Annotated in this window: 21 protein-coding genes; 1 reads left to right on the top strand and 20 read right to left on the bottom strand. The window is 45.1% G+C overall.

Annotation, left to right across the window (positions count from 1 at the left end; all coding sequences use genetic code 11):
• The first annotated feature begins 4 nt into the window (after positions 1 to 4).
• Entirely contained in the window at positions 5 to 319 is a 315-nt protein-coding gene (locus L865_RS0102185; protein ID WP_028771729.1) for an EscU/YscU/HrcU family type III secretion system export apparatus switch protein, read from the top strand.
• An 89-nt stretch (positions 320 to 408) separates the two neighbouring features.
• Here the strand turns inward: L865_RS0102185 and L865_RS0102180 are convergent, their stop codons facing one another.
• The 20 genes from L865_RS0102180 to fliM form a co-directional block, all read right to left on the bottom strand.
• Entirely contained in the window at positions 409 to 807 is a 399-nt protein-coding gene (locus L865_RS0102180; protein WP_028771728.1) for a DUF2802 domain-containing protein, read from the bottom strand.
• Between the two features lie 73 nt (positions 808 to 880).
• Entirely contained in the window at positions 881 to 1,375 is a 495-nt protein-coding gene (locus L865_RS0102175) for a chemotaxis protein CheW (RefSeq protein WP_028771727.1), read from the bottom strand.
• Positions 1,376 to 1,382: 7 nt separating this feature from the next.
• Complete coding sequence (locus L865_RS0102170) at positions 1,383 to 2,402, bottom strand: chemotaxis protein CheW (protein WP_028771726.1); 1,020 nt, start codon at positions 2,400 to 2,402, stop codon at positions 1,383 to 1,385.
• A complete protein-coding gene (locus tag L865_RS0102165; RefSeq protein WP_028771725.1) occupies positions 2,386 to 3,177 on the bottom strand; it encodes a ParA family protein in 792 nt (263 codons plus the stop codon). Before L865_RS0102165 ends, L865_RS0102170 begins: the two co-directional genes overlap by 17 nt.
• A gap of 58 nt (positions 3,178 to 3,235) precedes the next feature.
• Positions 3,236 to 3,727, bottom strand: coding sequence for a hypothetical protein (locus tag L865_RS0102160; RefSeq protein ID WP_051484394.1), 492 nt, complete (start codon positions 3,725 to 3,727; stop codon positions 3,236 to 3,238).
• 46 nt (positions 3,728 to 3,773) lie between these two features.
• A complete protein-coding gene (locus L865_RS0102155; RefSeq protein ID WP_028771723.1) occupies positions 3,774 to 4,880 on the bottom strand; it encodes a protein-glutamate methylesterase/protein-glutamine glutaminase in 1,107 nt (368 codons plus the stop codon).
• A gap of 74 nt (positions 4,881 to 4,954) precedes the next feature.
• Positions 4,955 to 7,132 carry a chemotaxis protein CheA gene (locus tag L865_RS0102150; protein WP_028771722.1) on the bottom strand — a complete coding sequence of 726 codons (2,178 nt, stop codon included), beginning with the start codon at positions 7,130 to 7,132 and terminating at the stop codon, positions 4,955 to 4,957.
• A gap of 15 nt (positions 7,133 to 7,147) precedes the next feature.
• Positions 7,148 to 7,885: a protein phosphatase CheZ gene (locus L865_RS0102145; protein WP_028771721.1), complete on the bottom strand. Its 738-nt coding sequence runs from the start codon at positions 7,883 to 7,885 to the stop codon at positions 7,148 to 7,150.
• Positions 7,886 to 7,898: 13 nt separating this feature from the next.
• The gene (gene cheY / locus L865_RS0102140) at positions 7,899 to 8,282 is read right to left on the bottom strand and encodes a chemotaxis response regulator CheY (RefSeq protein WP_084632447.1); all 384 of its coding nucleotides are present in this window, start codon (positions 8,280 to 8,282) and stop codon (positions 7,899 to 7,901) included.
• A gap of 42 nt (positions 8,283 to 8,324) precedes the next feature.
• Complete coding sequence (locus L865_RS0102135) at positions 8,325 to 9,044, bottom strand: RNA polymerase sigma factor FliA (RefSeq protein WP_028771719.1); 720 nt, start codon at positions 9,042 to 9,044, stop codon at positions 8,325 to 8,327.
• Positions 9,037 to 9,918 carry a MinD/ParA family protein gene (locus L865_RS0102130; protein WP_028771718.1) on the bottom strand — a complete coding sequence of 294 codons (882 nt, stop codon included), beginning with the start codon at positions 9,916 to 9,918 and terminating at the stop codon, positions 9,037 to 9,039. Before L865_RS0102130 ends, L865_RS0102135 begins: the two co-directional genes overlap by 8 nt.
• A gap of 4 nt (positions 9,919 to 9,922) precedes the next feature.
• Positions 9,923 to 11,308, bottom strand: coding sequence for a flagellar biosynthesis GTPase FlhF (gene flhF / locus L865_RS0102125; RefSeq protein WP_028771717.1), 1,386 nt, complete (start codon positions 11,306 to 11,308; stop codon positions 9,923 to 9,925).
• 11 nt (positions 11,309 to 11,319) lie between these two features.
• Positions 11,320 to 13,419 (bottom strand): flagellar biosynthesis protein FlhA, encoded by a 2,100-nt coding sequence (gene flhA / locus L865_RS0102120; RefSeq protein WP_028771716.1) that lies wholly within the window; start codon positions 13,417 to 13,419, stop codon positions 11,320 to 11,322.
• 179 nt (positions 13,420 to 13,598) lie between these two features.
• Positions 13,599 to 14,732, bottom strand: coding sequence for a flagellar biosynthesis protein FlhB (gene flhB / locus L865_RS0102115; protein ID WP_028771715.1), 1,134 nt, complete (start codon positions 14,730 to 14,732; stop codon positions 13,599 to 13,601).
• Complete coding sequence (gene fliR / locus L865_RS0102110) at positions 14,732 to 15,529, bottom strand: flagellar biosynthetic protein FliR (protein ID WP_028771714.1); 798 nt, start codon at positions 15,527 to 15,529, stop codon at positions 14,732 to 14,734. Before fliR ends, flhB begins: the two co-directional genes overlap by 1 nt.
• A 54-nt stretch (positions 15,530 to 15,583) precedes the next feature.
• Positions 15,584 to 15,853 carry a flagellar biosynthetic protein FliQ gene (locus tag L865_RS0102105; RefSeq protein ID WP_028771713.1) on the bottom strand — a complete coding sequence of 90 codons (270 nt, stop codon included), beginning with the start codon at positions 15,851 to 15,853 and terminating at the stop codon, positions 15,584 to 15,586.
• An 8-nt stretch (positions 15,854 to 15,861) separates the two neighbouring features.
• Entirely contained in the window at positions 15,862 to 16,611 is a 750-nt protein-coding gene (fliP, locus tag L865_RS0102100) for a flagellar type III secretion system pore protein FliP (RefSeq protein ID WP_028771712.1), read from the bottom strand.
• Positions 16,605 to 16,979 (bottom strand): flagellar biosynthetic protein FliO, encoded by a 375-nt coding sequence (gene fliO / locus L865_RS0102095; RefSeq protein ID WP_028771711.1) that lies wholly within the window; start codon positions 16,977 to 16,979, stop codon positions 16,605 to 16,607. Before fliO ends, fliP begins: the two co-directional genes overlap by 7 nt.
• Before the next feature lie 8 nt (positions 16,980 to 16,987).
• Positions 16,988 to 17,371, bottom strand: a complete 384-nt coding sequence (gene fliN, locus L865_RS0102090) for a flagellar motor switch protein FliN (RefSeq protein ID WP_028771710.1) — start codon at positions 17,369 to 17,371, stop codon at positions 16,988 to 16,990.
• A gap of 53 nt (positions 17,372 to 17,424) precedes the next feature.
• Positions 17,425 to 18,453 (bottom strand): flagellar motor switch protein FliM, encoded by a 1,029-nt coding sequence (gene fliM / locus L865_RS0102085; protein WP_028771709.1) that lies wholly within the window; start codon positions 18,451 to 18,453, stop codon positions 17,425 to 17,427.
• Positions 18,454 to 18,458: the final 5 nt, after the last annotated feature.

Raw genomic sequence — 18,458 nt, 5'->3', positions numbered from 1 at the left:
AGTAATGACAGAGCATACTAATCAGAAAAGTACCCATGCCACAGCCCTGAGCTATGATGGAAGCAATGCCCCAAAGGTAACCGCGCAGGGTGAGGGATTACTGGCAGATGAGATTATCGCACTTGCAGAAGAAGCAGGCATATTTATACATAAAGATGCTAACCTCAGTGCATTTTTACAAAAACTCGAGCTAGGAGAAGAGATCCCCAAACAACTTTATGTGCTAATAGCAGAGCTCATCGCTTTTACTTATCTGTTAGATGGTAAGTATCCCGAGAACTGGAACAATTTACATCAAAAAATCATCGAGCAAGTTTAAAGCTTAAGGTTCCTCTGCGGCGAAAGGAACCTAGCACTATTTCTGACCTAGTGGATAATCTTCCTACGCGTTATGGAGTCTTAACGCGGTTAGCTTTTACCATGCAAACGTAATAACAATTCAGCTTCAGCTTTTGGTAGTTCGCATTCACGTACGAGCTCCTCAACACCAGCGCCTAAGTCAACCATTTTCATGGCACGAGAATAAAGCCTAGCTTGAGGGTCTTGCTGATTCGACTCATCAATCCTCGCATCTTGCTTAATCACTCGTTTTTCAAGTTCCAGCATACGTCTGCCAACGCCAATGGTGCCACTACGTAATTCCTGTAGTTCACGCTTTACTGCTTCTCGTTGGCGGTCACTTTCTTTAACTAACGTGGTTAACGCTTCAATTTTAGTTCGCAATTTTGCCGTTTGTTTTTGCTGATATAACACCAAGCCAAGACAAGCAATCACATACAGTAACGCGGCAATCAAAATTTCATTCACTTAGCGCAATCCCGTCCAATCATAAAAGCAATTAACCACAGTGACCCCCTTAGTGGTCTAAGGGGCAACACGACTACAACTGCGACAATTCCATCCACTCTTCGTCTGAAAGCAGCTTGTCTAAATCAACTAATATTAACAGCTCATCATCGCGGTTGCTTACGCCCTGAATAAACTTAGCACTTTCCTCTGTCCCCACGTTCGGCGCATTGTCGATTTCAGAGCCGCGTAAGTAAACCACCTCAGCAACACTATCAACCAAAATACCGATCACTTGCTTTTCAGCTTCAATAATAACAATTCGAGTTGAGTCATCGACTTCAGATGACATCAAACCAAAGCGTGAACGTGTATCAATAACGGTGACCACATTACCACGTAAATTAATAATACCCAGTACATAGTGCGGCGCACCTGGAACAGGGGCAATTTCAGTATACCGAAGTACTTCTTGCACCTGCATGACATTGATACCATAAGTCTCATTGTCTAGTCTAAATGTCACCCACTGCAAAACTTCATCGTCTTTGCCAGCAGCTACTGCTGCTACGTTGCTTGCATCTGTCATAAATACCTCAGTCAATCGCGTCCTGACTACCTAAACCTAAATTTAATAGCTCAATGAGGGCTTGCACATGAAGTATGCCACACATTTGCTCTTTCACTACACCCGCTAACCAAGGCCTTTTACCTGGCTTAGTACGCCAGTTAACCTCAGATTTTAGAATTCTCACGGAGTTAACTAGTGACTCACAAGTTAACCCCCAATTACTGTCTTCTAAAACAACAACGTATTGATAATCTACACTGTTTTTTAAGTTTTCGTCATACTTTTCTGGCATGACCCAAGCACAAGTATCCACCACATTCAGTTGGGAATCTCGGTGTGCCTGTACGCCATGATACCAGCTAGGCCGTCCCATAATATGATTAACCCGCTGCAACTTAACAATGCCGCCTAAGCTCACTAATGGCACTGCTAGGGTTAACCCTGCCACTTTGAAAAACAACACCTGAAACTCATCATCTAGCTTTTCAATCAAGTCTTCTGTCGCTGCCGGCGGCGCACTACTCACTTGTGTTGCGGGTGCGGTCTCAACGGCAACCTCTTGAACCGGTGAAACTGTTTCAACTGGCTGTGGCTCTTTCACCTTATCAACGTTAGGCTCAACAATTTTTGGCTTAACGTTGTTGACTGTTATCGTTTTAGCGGCCGCTGCCACTTTTTGTTTAGCATTATCGGCATCACTATTAACCGATGCGAGTAATTGCTCCAGTGCCTTGGTGTCTACCGCCTCTTTATATTCTTTTGCTGAAATACTGTCTCTATTCCGTTGAGGCTGTACTTGTGGGGCTGCAATTTTCACCGACTCTGCTATATCACGATGTTCTACGGCTTTTTCAGCAACAATGTCACTTCGCATTTGCCCATCGCGTTTTTCACCAACAGGCTGTTCTATGGCAGTATCTTTATCATTATTATCGCTTGCTACACTGATTTGTGAATCATGGCTAGGCGCTGGCTGCTTTTCTTCTTTGTCATTCAATAGTATAGAAAAGTAATCGAAAACTGCCTCATCAACTGAGTTTGACATGGGCAAACTCCTTGGTTAGCAAGTAATCCAGCAATCGATTATAGGCCTTAACTCCACGTGTATGGGGGGCATAATGTGATGCAGGGAGGTGAGCTAAACTGGCATCACGAAATTTTGTATCGACTGGAATAATATCCTGCCACAACACCTGAGGGTAATCTTTGCCTAACTGCTGCAGTGCTGCAGATGATGCTTTGGTACGGCGATCATACATAGTTGGAATAATGGTATAGCTATATTGAATATTCTTGGACCGACCCATCAGAGTCATCGTTTTCACCATGCGGTCCAAACCTTTTATCGCCAAAAACTCTGTCTGTACGGGGACGATAATGTGCTGACTGGCCGCCAATGCATTCACCATCAACACTCCTAATACGGGTGGGCAGTCAATAATGGCCACATCGTACTGTTGTTCTACTAACGCCAACAGTTTTGTCAGTATCAGTCCCATGCCATCTTGATGACCAAGGGAGCGGTCTAACGTCGCTAAGGCCATGGTAGAGGGAAGTAAATCAATACCTTCTACCTTAGTGGAGACAATATGTTGTTCTACTTGCGCCTTGTTCATGGTTTTATGTGATAAAAACAATTCATACAGCGAACCGGTTACTTCTTCAGAGTCTATGCCTAAGTAATAACCTAACGATGCATGGGGATCAGTATCGATCATCAACACTCGCTTACCACGCTTCGCCAGCGCACCAGCTAAGCTGGCAACTGTCGTTGTTTTGCCAACCCCACCCTTTTGATTCGCGATAGTCCAGATTTTCAAAAATGTTCCCTTACCTGATGATATAAATCATCTAACTAGTCAAAAAGACTAAAGAAATTTAGTTGTCTTCTCGGGTAGTGATTCTAATCCCGCCGTGGGGCAGACTAATCACTTTTACCCCTTCATCATCTTCCGACAAAGTGGTTGTGCCAATTTCGGAAGTATCACTGTCTTTTGTCGCTGGCTTTTGTTCCACTGGTTCACTAAGTTGCTGCTCAACCGCTTGCGGAGCAACTCTAGCCGGATAAGCCACCTCAGTCTCGTCAATCGTTTTGGCTTTAGTCTCTACTTCATGATCTGCATGCTTAACTTCTGTTACGCCAGGCCCAATGGCAACACGAGCCTCAGAGCCAGGATTAACTTGTTCTAACAATAATTCGGTCGCATTAGGGTTGTCTTGCATCCATTTAGCCAAAGCTTGTGAGTGCTCTTCTGGAACCATCAGCAACACTTGATTCTTTTGCAACTCTTGAATCTGCGCATTCAATAGTGCCATCGAATTGCGCTGCTCAAGATATAAACTAGTCACAGCAAACAGCGCAATGCTCATTAAAAATAATACCAACAAATATTTAGTATTACTTTTTCGACGCTCTCTAACCACCAGACTCTCTCAAGATTGCGTCAGCCATATCATCCAAGGCAATTGACTGACTCGATAACCCTGCCGATGCCACTGCTTGTGGCATGCCATACACCACACAACTGGCTTCATCTTGGGCCCAAATAGTCGCCCCGGCGCTCTTTAACATTCGCGCCCCTTCCCTGCCATCTGCGCCCATTCCGGTTAATACGACGGCCAATACATCGCCACCGACCAGCTTTGATGCCGATGCAAAGGTAATATCGACGCAAGGCTTGTAATTCATATCAGCGCTACCGGCAACCACTTTGATACGCCCATAACTGCCACCACGCTCTAACATCATCTGCATTCCACCGGGCGCAAGATAAGCACATCCAGCTTGCAACTGATCACCCGACTGCGCTTCTTTAACATTGATTTTGCACAAACCGTTTAAACGCGCAGCGAAAGCCGGAGTAAAAGCTGCGGGCATATGCTGTACTAACAATATGGGATGTGGATAGTTTGCTGGTAACTGCGTCAAAATTCGCTGTAATGCAACAGGACCGCCAGTGGAAGTACCAATCGCAAGCAGTTTGTACTTTTTACCGCTAGCTCTTAATACTACTTTTGAACGCTGAGTTGCAGGAACAGTTCGCTCTCGCTCAGGGATAGTGGAACGTGCCGCAGGAGCTACAGGTTTAGGCGTTGTGGTACGAGGTGCTATCGGTCTGAAAATTCGACGTCGCCCCAACGCTTTAACACGTTGTTGAAGCAGCTTTATTGCGTCATCTTTATTGGTGGCGATATCTTCGAAACGTTTCGGCAAGAAATCTAATGCACCAGCTTCTAACGCATCCAATGTGGCTTTTGCGCCATCATGCGTTAATGAAGAGAACATTAAGATAGGCGTAGGAGTGGTTGCCATGATTTCTCGAACTGCAGTGATACCATCCATCACTGGCATTTCGATATCCATGGTAATCACTTGCGGTTTCAACTGAGCGGCTAGCTTTACGGCTTCGGCACCATTAGCTGCCGTACCAATCACTTCTAGGTCTGGGTCTTTGCTGACAATTTCACTGACTCGGCGTCGAAAAAAGCTCGAATCATCTACAACTAATACTTTTACACCCATCAATTATCCTTTAACAAGCCACGCAATCTTTGACTTCTCAGGGCCACCCAGCTAAAAGCTGGGTGCCAATTAAATTACTTCTTATTTTTTGCGTAGTGCTTTAGCAAACCCGGAACATCAAGAATAAGTGCAATACCACCATCTGATGTTATGGTTGCACCTGCCATACCTGGAGTCCCGTGCAGCAATGTACCAAGTGGTTTGATCACCACTTCTTCTTGGCCAATAAGCGAATCAACAACAAACCCTATTTGCATGGTGCCCAACTGGACGATTACGACATGTCCATGCGCTTTCTCGCCATGGGCGAAAGTCTCGGGCTTGCGGCTTAGCCAATGCTCTAAATAGAATAACGGTACCGCTTTATCCCGAACAATCACAGTTAACTGGCCGTCAACAATGTTCGTTTTAGTTAAATCTAAATGGAAAATCTCACTCACACTAGATAGTGGTAAGGCAAATACTTGCTCGGCGACTTCAACCATCAATGTTGGCATGATGGCTAATGTTAGCGGCACTTTAATCTCTAACCGCGTGCCTTTCCCTCTAAGCGAGTCAATATGAATCGTACCGTTAAGCTGAGCAATACGGGTCTTAACCACGTCCATGCCCACACCACGGCCGGAAATGTCCGAAATTTCTACCTTAGTGGAGAAACCTGGAGCAAAAATAAGGTTATACGCTTCAGCATCTGACATCCTAGCGGCTGCATCTTCATCTAACACACCGCGGCTGATGGCTATTTGCTTGAGCTTTTCAGGATCCATTCCCGCGCCATCATCTTCGATTTTAAGCAGAATATGATCGCCTTCCTGACTTGCAGAAAGTGTAATGGTACCGGTACGTTCTTTACCGTTAGCTTCTCGCTCATCAGGCATTTCGATACCGTGATCCACAGAGTTTCTCACTAAGTGAACCAAAGGATCGGCTAATGCTTCTACGAGGTTTTTATCTAGATCGGTGTCTTCACCAATCATTCGTAGGTCAATTTCTTTACTTAAACTTCTCGCTAAATCACGTACCACTCGTGGGAAACGACCAAATACTTTTTTGATCGGTTGCATACGTGTTTTCATTACCGCACCTTGTAGGTCGGCAGTCACTAAATCTAGGTTTGCGAGCGCTTTAGACATATCCTCGTCATCACGAGAAATACCCAAACTCAATAATCGATTACGCACCAAGACTAACTCACCTACCATGTTCATGATTTGGTCAAGTCTCGCGGTATCAACACGCACTGTGGTTTCTGCTTGCGGCATATTTGCAGCAGGCGCTTTGCCTGCAGTTTTTTCTTTTGCAGCTGGCGCCTTGGCTACGGGTTTAGCAGCAGGTTTTGCTGCGGGTGATGGCGCAGCAGGTGCAGCTTTAGGGGCGGCAGGCTTGGGCGCTGCGGGCTTAACCGCTGGCGCGGCTTTTTCAGCAGATGCGCCAGGTCCTGACCCTGAGCCATGTAGTTCATCAAGTAAACGCTCAAACTCATCGTCTGAAATATCATCAGAATCAACTGCTGGTTGCGCTACTTTTTCTTCTGGCGCTGATTGTGCCGCACTTTTAAATTGACCAGAGCCGTGCAATTCATCCAGTAGCGATTCAAACTCATCATCGGTAATATCATCACTGGCTGCGGCCGTGCTTGGCTGTTCAGGTGCAGTGTTTGGCGAAGCCGATGGGCCTTGACCATTACCATGTAATGCATCAAGTAAAGCTTCAAACTCAGATTCGTCAATGTCATCAATGCTGCCATCGCCGGCAATAGACTCAACCGCTGCGGGTGCTTCAGGCTCAGGCTCAACAACAACCTCTTCAACAACAGTTTCTACTGGGGCAGCCTCAACAGCACCGCCTTCAGATGGCAATAGCTCGCCAGCACTGAGTAACTTAAGATTTGCTAATAGCTCAGGTTCTGCTGGGTCTTGTTGCTCTCCCGCCTGCGTTTGAGCGAACATTGAGTTGATTGAGTCAACTGCTTGAAGAATGACGTCCATTAATTCCGCAGAAACGCTACGTTTGCCTGTTCTTAGCAAATCAAAGGTGTTTTCTGCCTCGTGGCATACGTCAACCATAGGGGTTAGACTCAAAAAGCCTGCGCCACCTTTAACGGTATGGAACCCCCTGAAGATTGCATTGAGCAATTCAGTATCATCAGGGTTATTCTCAAGTGTTACTAATTGCTCAGAAAGAAGCTCAAGTATCTCACCCGCTTCGATCAAAAAGTCCTGCAGTATCTCTTCATCAACATCAAATGACATTAACTTGACCCCTAATTAGAACCCTAAGCTCGACAACAGGTCATCAACTTCATCTTGCCCTGTCACTACATCATCCCGCTGCTCAGCGTTCATTATTGGGCCTTCGGCCTCTACATTCTTATCTTTTAGTTGTTCGTTTTCGGTGTCAGGCTGCTCACCAAATACAGTTAACATCGACACTAAGTTATTTTCTACTTCTCGAACAAGTTCGATGACTCGACGAATCATCTGCCCGGTCAAATCTTGGAAATCTTGCGCCAATAGAATGTTATTCAGCAATTCTTTTAATCGATTAGAATCTGCTTCACTGCGTTCTATAAATTGCTGTACGTCGTGGCACAATGCCTTAAATTCATGCAGTTCCAAATCACGCTTCATTAAGCGATCCCATGAAGGTTTTACTGCTTGAACATTACTTGTTAGCGCATCAGCAAGCGGCAAAGACTCTTCAACGGCATCCATCGTCTTATTGGCAGCCTGCTCTGTCATATCGATGACATAGTTCAAGCGCTCTTTCGCATCTGGAATTTCACTGTTGGCCAGCTCTACCAGGCGACTATCCACTTGGAAATCGACAATCGCGCTGTGAAGTTGGCGGGTTAATCGACCAACTTCATCAAACAACTCTTTTTGAATCGGACTTGCTAGCTCCCTGACAATTTCGTCAGCTTGCTCTTGCTCATTAGACTCAAGTAATTCAACGAGTTTTTGAGCTTGTTCTAGGGTTATTAACCCCGACGTTTGTGCCTGCATAGCTCAACCTTGTTTAACCAAGTCGCTCGAAAATTTTGTCTAATTTCTCTTTAAGAGTCGCAGCGGTAAATGGCTTAACGACATAGCCGTTCACACCCGCCTGAGCCGCAGCAATAATTTGCTCGCGCTTAGCTTCAGCTGTAACCATTAGCACAGGAATGTTTTTCAGTTCTTCATCGGCACGAATGGCTTTCAGAAGATCAATACCTTGCATACCAGGCATATTCCAATCTGTTACAACAAAGTCAAAATCGCCCTTTTGCAGCATAGGTAATGCTGTTGAGCCATCGTCTGCTTCCTGGGTGTTGTTAAACCCCAAGTCTCTTAACAAGTTCTTGATGATGCGTCTCATTGTTGAAAAGTCATCAACGACGAGAATCTTCATATTCTTGTCCAAGGTTTCCTCCACGGAACGGTTATTATATTGCTCTAATATTTATTATGTTTTGGTCCAATGCTTTAGTTTAGCTTTTAATCTCAACATCGCCTGACTATGTATCTGGCTAACACGAGATTCACTAACATCTAGAATTGCACCAATCTCTTTTAAATTTAACGCTTCGTCATAGTATAGCGACAAAACTAATCCATCTCTTTCAGGTAACAACTTAATTGCTTCCACCAGCGCAGTATGAAACTCTTCTTTTGCTAAAGAATCGAAAGCATCGTCGTCTGTTTTATCTTCTTGTGATATTACATCAACCGATACACCGAGATCTTCAATACCAACGACTTTGCCAACTGAGACATCATTAAGAATATGATGGTATTCATCTAAAGACATATCAAGTCTTTCTGCTATTTCATGATCTTTAGCATCGCGACCAAGCTCTTGTTCTAGCTCATCAATGACTTGAGCGACACGGCGTTGATTACGGTGTACAGACCGAGGAACCCAATCACCACGGCGAATCTCATCTAACATCGAGCCACGAATACGGATGCCAGCAAACGTTTCAAACTTAGCGCCTTTGCTACCATCGAACTTAGTCGAAGCTTCAAGTAGACCCATCATGCCTGCTTGCAATAAATCGTCGAGTTGCACTGAAGCAGGCAATCTTGCCATCAAATGGTGGGCAATTCTCTTAACCAACGGTGCATACTGTTCTACGATAGACGTCTTATTATCCAAACAAGTATACGCAGCGGCTTTACTCACTCGCACGGTCCTCTTGGTACTCAGGGCGCTGTACTAATCGCTCAACGAAAAACTCTAAATGACCACCAGGTTGTTGCGGAATGGGCCAGCTAATAATTTTGTTCGCTAGACCATGATATGCAATGGCTGCCGGTGACTTAGGAAAAGCTTCGACAATCAATTTTTGTTTCCGCACTGATTTACGTAAGTTTTCATCAAACGGAATCGTGGCGACCAGTTCTAAAGCCACATCCAAGAATCTATCAGTTACTTTACTGAGCTTAGCAAAAAGTTCCATGCCCTCGCGCAAACTTCTTACCATATTGGCAACAATTTTAAATCTAAATACACCATGCTCTCGGCTTAAGATTTTTATCAACGCATAGGCATCAGTAATCGAGGTAGGCTCATCGCACACCACGACTAACACATCTTGAGAGGCCCGAGAGAAACTCAGAACCATGTCTGAGATCCCTGCTGCAGTGTCAACTATGAGCACATCAAATTGAGTGCGCATTTCGCTGAATGCTCGGATTAATCCCGCGTGCTGAGCTGGTGTTAGCTCAACCATGGCTTGCGTGCCAGAGGTTGCAGGGACAATGCCAATGCCTTTAGGACCCCGTACGATAATGTCGTCTAGCTCAGCATCACCCGATAACACATGGGATAAATTGCGCTCAGCTCTCAAACCTAACATGACATCGACATTTGCTAGGCCCAAGTCAGCATCTAGTACAAGCACGCGCTTGCCTTTTTCTGCTAACGACACCGCTGTATTAATAGAGACACTGGTTTTACCCACGCCGCCTTTACCACCGGTTACGGCTATTACTTTTACTTTTTCGTTATATGGTTGATTCATAATACGTAAACCGCTTGCTTGATCCCGAGTCATTGCTTTACTCAAATGCATAGGTCCTTTCTTCAGACCGTTCAATGTGTTGTACAGGTCGTTCTTTCTTATCTAAAACAGACAGTGCTTTATTGGCCAAAGCCAAAGTGTCGGCCACTTGCATATCTTCTGGCACTCGCTGGCCATCTGTCACATAACTTAATGGTAACCCACTTTGAATCAATACGCTTAATGCTGGTGCTAGCGAAACCGACTCATCGAGTTTGGTTAATACCGCTCCTGATAGCGGTATTCTCGTAAATTGTTTTACCGCGTCTTCGAGCACACGTCGCTGGCTTGTAGACGACAGTACCAGATAACTTCGAATAGGTAATCTGCTATTTGCTGCTAAATTATCTAGTTGCTGAAAAAGTCGCACATCTCGTTGACTCATACCAGCGGTATCTATCAATACTAGCTTGCGATTACGATATTGATAAAGTATCTGTTCTAATTCATTAAGATCGTGGGCCTGTTTAACCGGGCACCCCATTATTTTGCCATAGGTTGCCAATTGCTCAAAGGCTCCAATTCGATAATGGTCCGTTGTAATCAATGCGACTTGATCTGAACCATGTTTTGCAGCGAATCGCGCCGCTAATTTGGCAACACTAGTGGTTTTCCCTACCCCTGTTGGGCCAACGAAAGCCACAACACCACCTTGCCTAACTATATCATCACCTTGATTATCGAGCATATTTGCTAAACTTTGTGGCAAAGTACGGACAAGATCAGCCGGTTGGTAGTGCTCACTAAGTGCTGATAGCTTCTTAGCAACGTCAACGGAAAACTCCGCCTCTAATAATCGGCTCTCAAGCATTGCGCCAACAGGGTCGGTGCGCTTTTTCTGCTCGGACATCAAAGATGTCACTTGGTGCGTCAGCAAGTCTCGCAATGACGCAAGCTCCTCGCGCATCAATTCAAATTCTTGACTGTTATCTTTAGACTGAGGTTTGCTGACATAGCGCGTTTCATCAAGTTTTGGCTGATGCGGTTTAGTCTCTTCAACAGCGGCACTTAATCCCTTAGCCCATTCAGGCATATCCAGCTCTTCGTCAATTTTACCAACGTGCTGATTGACGCGGCTCTGTTGACGCTCTAATAGTGCTTGTAAAGAGTCTGCCGGTGGCGTGGGTTTCGCTTTAGACTCAGCTTTGACCGCAGGTTTTTGCCCAATAGAAACCTTCTCTTCTGCCAGATTCATAAAAGCAGGTTGAGCAGCAGGTTTGGCTTGCGTTTGAGGCTTGGGCTCATCGTAGTCGACTGCAGCCACAATTTCGATGCCGCCAGTGACTTTCTTATTGGACATGATCACCGCGTCTGAACCCAGTGTTTCTTTAACCTGTGCTAGCGCTGTGCGCATGTCTTTTGCCAGAAATCGTTTAATTTTCACTTACAAACCCTCTACTGACCAACCGCAGATACAATACGTATTTGCTTTTCATCAGGTACCTCTTGATAAGAGATCACCCTGAGATTTGGAATAGTATGCTTTACAAAGCGCGATAATGTTGAACGCAGCATACCTGATGTGAGCAAAATAGCAGGTTGACCCACCATTTCTTGGCGTTGTGATGCATCTAATAATGACTTTTGCATCCGCTCCGCCAGGCTAGGTTCAATGTTTGGACCTTCGCCGCCCGTTGCTTGCATAGACTGATGCAACATCTGTTCCAACTCTGGCGCCAAAGTTATGACGGGGATCTCTTCCTCTGGCCCACTAATTTCTTGAACTATCATACGCTTCAACGCAATACGCACCGCAGCGGTTAGTACTTCAGTGTCGGTACTCTTAGTGCCGTACTCTAACAAGGTTTGCACTATTGTCTTCATATCGCGGATGGACACACCTTCATTAAGCAAGTTTTGCATCACCTTGACCACGGTGCCTAAAGGCATCACATCAGGGATAAAACCGTCAACCAGTTTGGGCGAGTGTTTAGCCAACATATCCATCAACTGCTGCACTTCCTCATAACCCAGTAGCTTAGAGGCGTTATTAGTGAGAAGCTGGCTTAAATGTGTCGCAACCACCGTTGCCGCATCAACTACGGTATAACCTAGCGTCTGCGCATGTTCACGCAGCTCTGGCGCAATCCACACGGCTTCTAGACCAAAGGCGGGATCTGTTGTCGCTACACCATCTAAACTGCCATAAACTTGACCGGGATTAATCGCCAACTCACAATCATGTCGAATTTCTGCTTCACCTGAAGCTACGCCCATCAATGAGATACGGTACATATTGGGTGCTAAATCTAGATTGTCGCGAATATGTACAGCAGGCACCAAGAAGCCCAACTCTTGTGACAGCTTCTTACGCACACCTTTTATCCGACTCAGCAGTTCGCCACCTTGACCCTTATCAACCAAAGGAATCAAACGATAGCCAACTTCAAGTCCAATAGTGTCAACGTGCTGCACATCATCCCAGCTAAGCTCTTTAGGTTTAGCATCTGCTGGTGTGGCTGGCGCCGTTTTGGCCAGCTCTAAGGCAGTTTCACGCTCTTTTTCCTTTTTACGGTAGATGTAATAAGCAGCGGCTGCCGTGATAACGCCAAAAGAAAGAAATGCAAAATGTGGCATGCCCGGAACAATACCCATAATCAACAGGACGCCAGCGGCAATCGCCAGAGACTTAGGATTATCGAACATCTGACTCATCATCATCTGGCCCATATCACCAGATTCATTTTGTCGGGTCACCATTAAAGCAGCAGCAATAGATAGCAATAAACCTGGGATCTGCGCCACTAAGCCGTCACCAATGGTCAGCAAAGTGTATATCTCAATCGCTGAAGAGAAATCCAAATCATGTTGAACCATACCGATGACAAAGCCACCCAGTATGTTGATTACCAGAATAAGAATACCGGCAATGGCATCCCCTTTTACAAACTTTGACGCACCATCCATTGCACCATAAAAATCGGCTTCTTTGGTCACTTCAGCTCGGCGTACTCGTGCTTGTTCTTGATTTAATATCCCGGCATTCAAGTCAGCATCAATTGCCATTTGCTTACCTGGCATGGCATCGAGTGTAAAGCGAGCACTTACCTCAGAAATACGACCGGCACCTTTGGTTACTACCGCAAAGTTAATAATAATCAGAATTAAGAACACCACGAGACCAACAGCATAGTTACCACCAATAACCACACTACCAAATGCTTCAATGACCTTACCTGCTGCATCACCGCCATTGTGCCCTTCAAGCAGCACGACACGGGTTGAGGCGACGTTAAGCGCCAGACGCAATAAGGTTGCAACTAAAAGCACACTGGGAAACGCAGCGAAATCTAACGGTCTATCGGTATAAATGGCGACCAGCAATACCACTAACGCTAGCGCGATATTAAACGAAAATAGAATATCCAACAGGAATGCAGGCATTGGCAGTACGATCATTGCCAACGCAGCTAATACGAGAATTGGTGTACCCACACCTTTAAATGTTGCGGGTTTTATTTGTTTTATTTGACCTAAGCCAGCTTTAAGATCCATTCACCAAGCGTCCAAACTTTGACATCTAACCCTGATTCAGCAAGTTTCAAGCCAACCTGGGGACACGGAAACAAATTATACCCGTTGATTGCAGTAAATTACATTTAAAAAAACAAATAAGTGACTGTTTTAAAATAAAGATACATTTGAACAACAATTGTACAGAACAAGTTGGCGAGCTAGTGTTTGAGTTCGTCGGGGATTGGTTGATTAAGCGGCACGGGCGTGGGTCGCTTACCACCATGCTTTTGAAATTGCCTTAGCTGGAAAACATACGCCAATACTTGGGCAACGGCAGTAAACAACCCCTCAGGGATTTCTTGATCTATCTTGGTGGTATGAAAAATAGCTCGGGCTAAAGGCGGTGCAGAGACAATAGCGACTTCATGCTCTCGAGCGATCTCCCTAATTTTAAAGGCAACATCATCCACGCCTTTAGCCACGACAAACGGTGCTGTCGCTTTTACTGCATCATACTTTACCGCAACGGCATAATGCTCTGGGTTAACCACAATCACATCAGCATTGGGGACTTCCGCCATCATCCGGCGCTGGGCCATCTCATGTTGCAGTTGCCTAATACGGCCTTTTACTTCGGGCTTACCTTCGGTGTCTTTATATTCATCTTTGACCTCTTGCTTGGTCATTCTCAGCTGTTTACTGTGATTCCATATCTGAAAAGGCACATCGATTATCACAATAATCACAGTAGAGGAGCAAAGAACAATGAACATCCATATTAGTAAATCTAAGGCATCGTATACATTGGAGGGTAAATACCCCTGAGATAAAGTCAAAATATCATTGAAGTAATAGCTAAGCAGAAAATAAGCCATTGCTGCCACAACAGAAAACTTGGCAATGCCTTTGGTCAGCTCCACCAGTGCTTGCACACCAAACATACGCTTGAAGCCCGACATCGGATTCATCTTATTGGTTTTTGGCATAAATGCTTTGACTGAGAAGGTAATTCCCCCAAGGACAATATTGCCAATAAATGCTACCAACGCCATAAACAATATCAAGGTCAACATCGGTACAGCGAGCTCTTGACCCACTAGCTCCCACACCAAAAACATTGAGTTGGTATCATAAATTTCAGCGCGGTCCATAATAAACAGGTTTTCCATCAGACTGTGTAGCGCGCTTGCCAGCCCTGGGCCTAGCATCGCAAAACCCACAGCTGCCGCCATCAATACCGCGGACGTCCCTAATTCTTTTGAACGCGCAACCTGGCCTTTTTCTCGAGCCTGTTGCTGTCGCCTGGGGGTAGCCTCTTCTGTTTTTTCTTGACTGCTATCGTTCTCAGCCATCAGAAACTCCCATCAACGCGACATTGCAGTCCGACTAAGTTGCACAATAGAATTTGTGCCGCGGTCCAGACATCGTCGAAATGCGCCATTATTGGGGTTAAGGTAAGCCATAAAATGAGTAATCCGCTAACCATAGTTACCGGGAAACCAATGGCAAAGATGTTAAGTTGTGGTGATGCTCTGGTCATCACGCCAAAGGAGAGGTTAATCAGCAGTAATGCCACAATAGCGGAAATTGACATCGTTAACGCCGCACCAAACATGTAACCGCCAAATTCAGCCAACATTCTATAACTGCTTACCGCAATTCCCTGTGCTGAAACAGGAATGGTATCAAAGCTGGCTACAAGCATTCTAATTAAAGTGAGGTGACCATCGACCGCCAAAAATATCATGGTGGTCAATAACAAGAAAAAGTTACCAATAACCGGTGTTTGTTGACCTGAGCCTGGATCAACCATAGAAGCAAAACCCAAACTGGTTTGCATACCAATGATTTGACCAGTTAGCACGAACGTTTGCATAACCAATAAAGTAACAAACCCCATTGCGACGCCAATCAAGATCTGTTGCGCGGTAACAAACACAGCGCTCAATGCGAATAGTTCGGTATTCTCTACCGGAGGTAAAACCGGGGCAATGGCAAAAGTAATCGCGACGGCGAGTAAAAGTCTCACTCGCGCCGGAGTGGTATTGGCACCAAAAACCGCCATCACCATCAGCATGCTCGATACACGGAAAAATGGCCACATATAACCGGCGATGGTTTGCATGATAGTAGACATGAGAATTTCCATTATCTACTGCCTCCATGTACGACTACACGAGCTAAGCCAATGTAAGACATAGCATTAGCCAACCACAATGGGTATCATGTTGACCATCTCAAAAAAGAACTCCATCATGGTCTGAACCAGCAAATGACCGAGGATCATCAGGGCAAATAAAGTCGTCAGCAGACGGGGTAAAAAACTTAATGTTTGTTCGTTAATTGACGTTGCAGCCTGAAATACCGCAACCACTAACCCGACAATGAGGCCGGGAACAATGATCATCGATACGATGGTCACAATGACCGATAGTGCTTCACGGAAAATATCAATCAGTGCTTCAGGTGTCATAGCATTCCTTAAACCCCGAAACTATTAGCCAGCGTGCCCATTACCAGGCTCCAGCCGTCCACAAGAACAAACAGCATGATCTTAAAGGGCAAAGATACGATCATCGGCGACAACATCATCATACCCATAGCCATCAAAATACTCGCCACCACTAAGTCCAATACCAAAAATGGTACGAAAAGCATGAATCCGATTTGAAACGCCGTTTTCAATTCGCTAGTAATAAACGCAGGGATGAGCACACTCATAGGCGCATCTTCAGGCTCATTGATATTTTGATAACCGGAAATTTCAATGAAAGTTTCCAAGTCGGTAAGCCGCGTTTGTGCCAGCATAAACTCTTTCAAAGGCCCTTTGCCCGAATCAAAGGCCTGCTCGATATTCATCGATTCATTCATATAAGGCGTGACCGCTTCAGAATAAATCCTATCAAATACCGGCGCCATGATAAAAAAAGTCATAAAGAGACTCATACCAATTAGCACTTGATTTGATGGGGTTTGTTGCAAACCAATTGCTTGGCGTAGAATAGATAACACGACAATAATACGGGTGAATGACGTCAGCATAATGACCATAGCAGGCAAAAAGCTGAGTGCGGTCATCAGCAACAATATCTGCATAGTCACCGAGTATTGCGCCGAACCATCAGGACCTGTAGTCACAGTCACTGCAGGCAAAATACCCTCTTGTGCACTCACCTGACCTGACAGGCTAAATGCTATAATCCCTAACGTTATCAGTATCCATTTCATGATTGTGATGACTTCGCTTGTCTTAATCGGCTGGCAAAAGATTCTTGCTCAATATGTACAGGATGTTCCAACTTATCAATCAGGTTTACTTGTTGCGGCGTCACCCCAAGTAAATATTGCTGGCCATCGACTTCAACCAACACCATTTTTTCTCGTTGACCTAAAGGTGTTACCGCAATTGTTTTTAATGCACCGTGGCTAGTGGGTACCAGCTTCAAGCGCTTTACAATATAAGCTAATACAAAAATTATCACTAAAACAACGATTAAACCACCCAGCATATTGGCCATGGTGGTGATTGCCGGCTCTTTTTCCAGTGTGGCAGGAGCTGCGGCACTTACTGTGGTCACAGCCCATGATGAAATACTCATTTAACGCCTCACTTTAATTTTTTAATGCGCTCTGTTTGGCTAATCACATCTGTAAGTCGGATACCAAACTTGTCATTCACAACCACCACTTCACCATGAGCGATTAATGTGCCGTTCACCATCACATCAAGGGGCTCACCGGCAACACGATCAAGCTCCACAACTGAACCTTGGTTTAACTGCAATAAGTTACGAATGCTAATAAAACTGCGACCAACTTCCATGGAAATAGTCACCGGGATATCCATAATCGCGTCGAGCTTAGCAGCATCATCTTCTGACAAAGGCGCTGACTCATTAGCAAGCTCATCGAGCTCAACAGCCTGCGCTTCCTCTATCGCTTGCTCTGCCATTGCAGCAGCCCAATCATCACCTGTATCTTCTGTACTCATGTTTACTTACCTTTTTTACTTATGTCGCTGATTTTTAAGCGCCATACTATAATTTAGATTTCTTGTCTCTCACGCGCTTTACCTTTACGCGTGACCAACTGTAACTCAGATTTAACGGTCTCTGGCCGTGGGATTTTTGAACTTACGCTTAATGCTAAGTTTTCTCGACTTCGGCCTAACTTACACCGATAAGTCGGTAAATCTTCTACGCGCATCACAATATGCTCAGGCATTTCCACTGGAATGACATCGCCAGCTTTTAACTCCATCACTTGTTTAAGCGTGATTTCATGCTCTACCACAGTGGCATCAATGCCGACTTCGACATCCATGATTTCATCTTTTAATGCTTGCGACCAGCGCATGTCGGTATCTTGAGTATCACTTTGCACACCGGCATCTAGCAGCTCTCTAATGGGCTCAATCATGGAGTACGGCATCGTAATATGAAAATCGCCTCCACCGCCATCAACTTCAATATGAAATGAGCTGACAACAACAACTTCTGTCGGGCTAACAATGTTCGCCATCGCTGGGTTAACTTCTGAATCTAAATAATCAAACTCTACGTCCATAACCGGTGCCCATGCGTCTTTGTAATCTTCAAAGATGATTTTTAGCAGCAGTTGCACAATACGTCTTTCGGTTGGGGTAAACTCACGTCCCTCAATCTTGGCGTGAAAACGTCCGTCACCACCAAAAAAGTTGTCCACTAAAATGAAAACTAGCCTAGCTTCCATCGTGATCAACGCAGTACCTTTTAACGGACTAAATCTAACCATATTGAGGCTGGTCGGTACAAACAAGGTATGTACATATTCGCCGAACTTGAGCATTTGAACGCCATTGATCGATACCTCTGCAGCGCGGCGCATCATATTAAACATGCTGATGCGCAAATGCCGCGCAAATCGTTCGTTAACGATTTCCAACGTAGGCATACGACCACGAACAATTCGGTCTTGGGAAGAGAAATCATAGGAGCGCGCATCTAAGCTGCCATCGCCCGCATCTTCCTCTTCTACGTCATCAACACCATGCAGCAGCGCATCAATTTCGTCTTGACTTAATAAATCACTCACATTAG

The sequence above is a fragment of the Shewanella waksmanii ATCC BAA-643 genome, assembly GCF_000518805.1.
Classification (GTDB): Bacteria; Pseudomonadota; Gammaproteobacteria; order Enterobacterales; family Shewanellaceae; genus Shewanella; species Shewanella waksmanii.
Note: the sequence above shows the minus strand (reverse complement) of the source record. Positions and strands in the feature narration are given on the sequence as shown.

What these genes read in the sequence shown, in the direction of transcription:
- L865_RS0102185 (WP_028771729.1), top strand. Translation starts at nt 5, where the DNA reads ATGACAGAGCATACTAATCAGAAAAGTACCCATGCCACAGCCCTGAGC.
- L865_RS0102175 (WP_028771727.1), bottom strand. Translation starts at nt 1,375, where the DNA reads ATGACAGATGCAAGCAACGTAGCAGCAGTAGCTGCTGGCAAAGACGAT.
- L865_RS0102170 (WP_028771726.1), bottom strand. Translation starts at nt 2,402, where the DNA reads ATGTCAAACTCAGTTGATGAGGCAGTTTTCGATTACTTTTCTATACTA.
- L865_RS0102160 (WP_051484394.1), bottom strand. Translation starts at nt 3,727, where the DNA reads ATGAGCATTGCGCTGTTTGCTGTGACTAGTTTATATCTTGAGCAGCGC.
- L865_RS0102155 (WP_028771723.1), bottom strand. Translation starts at nt 4,880, where the DNA reads ATGGGTGTAAAAGTATTAGTTGTAGATGATTCGAGCTTTTTTCGACGC.
- L865_RS0102150 (WP_028771722.1), bottom strand. Translation starts at nt 7,132, where the DNA reads ATGTCATTTGATGTTGATGAAGAGATACTGCAGGACTTTTTGATCGAA.
- L865_RS0102145 (WP_028771721.1), bottom strand. Translation starts at nt 7,885, where the DNA reads ATGCAGGCACAAACGTCGGGGTTAATAACCCTAGAACAAGCTCAAAAA.
- L865_RS0102130 (WP_028771718.1), bottom strand. Translation starts at nt 9,918, where the DNA reads ATGACTCGGGATCAAGCAAGCGGTTTACGTATTATGAATCAACCATAT.
- flhA (WP_028771716.1), bottom strand. Translation starts at nt 13,419, where the DNA reads ATGGATCTTAAAGCTGGCTTAGGTCAAATAAAACAAATAAAACCCGCA.
- flhB (WP_028771715.1), bottom strand. Translation starts at nt 14,732, where the DNA reads ATGGCTGAGAACGATAGCAGTCAAGAAAAAACAGAAGAGGCTACCCCC.
- fliR (WP_028771714.1), bottom strand. Translation starts at nt 15,529, where the DNA reads ATGGAAATTCTCATGTCTACTATCATGCAAACCATCGCCGGTTATATG.
- L865_RS0102105 (WP_028771713.1), bottom strand. Translation starts at nt 15,853, where the DNA reads ATGACACCTGAAGCACTGATTGATATTTTCCGTGAAGCACTATCGGTC.
- fliO (WP_028771711.1), bottom strand. Translation starts at nt 16,979, where the DNA reads ATGAGTATTTCATCATGGGCTGTGACCACAGTAAGTGCCGCAGCTCCT.
- fliN (WP_028771710.1), bottom strand. Translation starts at nt 17,371, where the DNA reads ATGAGTACAGAAGATACAGGTGATGATTGGGCTGCTGCAATGGCAGAG.